This window comes from Longimicrobium sp. (assembly GCF_036554565.1).
Taxonomy (GTDB): domain Bacteria; phylum Gemmatimonadota; class Gemmatimonadetes; order Longimicrobiales; family Longimicrobiaceae; genus Longimicrobium.
In genome coordinates, this window is record NZ_DATBNB010000429.1 from 1 (window position 1) to 1723 (window position 1723).

Sequence of the window (1723 nt, forward strand, 5' to 3'; positions counted from 1 at the left end):
TCTTCCCTGATGGCAGCTCGGTTCCGCTGGTGGAGCGCCGGACGGTGGAGCGCGACGAGGGCTTCATGCAGGACCGCACGTCGGTGCCGCGCGAGTTCACCGAGTACGGGGGGAGCTTCGCGCTCTCGCAGCCACTGGCCGCGCGCGACACCGCCGTGCGCGCGCCCACGCTGGCGGGTTCGGGCGGGCGCGCGGGAACGGCGATGATCGAGTACGTGCTGGACGGGCGCACGGTGCGCGAGCCGCTGGAGCTTTCCGCGGCGGTCCTGCGCGCGGGCGAAACGCGGACGGGCGTCGCCGCCTCCGCCCGGCCGGACGGGATGGTGATCGGCACGGCGCTGCCGGGGAGCGGCACCCCGTATCACTGGAGCTTTCCCAACGGCACCCGCTTCACCATCACCGGCGAGCGCGAGGGCGCGTATCGCGTGAGGCTTTCGGGCGACCAGTCGGTGTGGGTGCCCGTGGGCGACCTGCGGCTGGAGCCCGCCGGCGCGCCGGCGGTGGCGGGAACGGTGGGCGCGGTGCGGCTGGACCCCGCGCCGGGGTGGATCGACGTGCGGCTTTCCACCTCCGACCGCCTGCCGTTCGAGGTGCGGGCCGAGGACGACGCGCTGACCATCAGCGTCTACGGCGCGGAGAGCCGCACCAACTGGCTGCACTACGGCTACGCCGACCCGCTGGTGAAGCGGGCGGAATGGAATCAGCCGCGCGACGACCTCTACACGGTGCGGCTGGAGTTGGCCGAACGGGTGTGGGGGTGGCGCACGTTCTGGGACGAGTCCGGCGCGCTGGTGGTCCGCGTCCGCCGCCCGCCGCGCATCGATCCGCGCATGCCCATGCGAGCGCTGCGCATCGCCATCGACGCGGGCCATCCGCCCGGCGGCGCCATCGGCCCGACGGGGCTTACGGAGGCCGAGGCGAACCTGGCCATCAGCAAGCACCTGGTTCGCATGCTCCGCGAGGCGGGCGCGGAGGTGCTGGAGACGCGGCCCGACGCGCAGGCAGTAGAGCTGGGTGCGCGCCCCCTGCGCGCGACGGCAGAGGATGCGCACCTCCTGGTTTCCGTGCACAACAACGCGTTCCCCGACGGGGTGAACCCGTGGGAGAACAACGGGACCACGGTGTTCTACAACCAGCCGCAGTCGCTGGACCTCGCGCGCCACATGCAGGAGGAGATCCTGGCGGAGATCGGCCTGCGCGACCTGGGGATCGCCCGGGCGGACCTGGCGCTCACCCGGCCCACGTGGATGCCGTCGGTGCTGACCGAAACCATGTTCCTGATGATCCCGCAGCAGGAGGCGGCGCTTCGCGACCCCGCAGTGCACGAGCGCATCGCCGCCGCGCACTTCCGCGCGATCCGCGCGTTCCTGGAGGGGCGCGCGCAGCGGTGACGGGAAGTGCGTGAGTGCGTGAGTGCGTGAGTAATTTCCGGGCCGCGCCAAGGCCTGTCATCCTGAGCCCCAGGCGCACAGGACTGGCCCGCACACCATGCCTTGCGGGGCGAAGGATCTAGCGGCGGAAGGGGAACAAGCCAGGGCGCGGCAGCGGTCACGGAGACCGAGGCCGGGTCCGGGACGGGCGAATGAATTCGCTGCAACGACCACACGAAGTCCACCTTCGTGGACTGGCTTGCTTTGGCGCCGGATCGGCCGTGTGGCGCGACCGGAGCGTGGTTCATCGTTGCGCACCAAATACGCGAAAGTGTACCCCCTCGCCCACTCTG

General features: G+C 71.7%; 1 protein-coding gene. It reads left to right on the plus strand.

The annotated features are described in order from the left end of the window. The coding region (locus VIB55_RS11655) for an N-acetylmuramoyl-L-alanine amidase (protein WP_331876835.1) at positions 1-1391 on the plus strand (1391 nt) is incomplete at its 5' end. Positions 1392-1723: the final 332 nt, after the last annotated feature.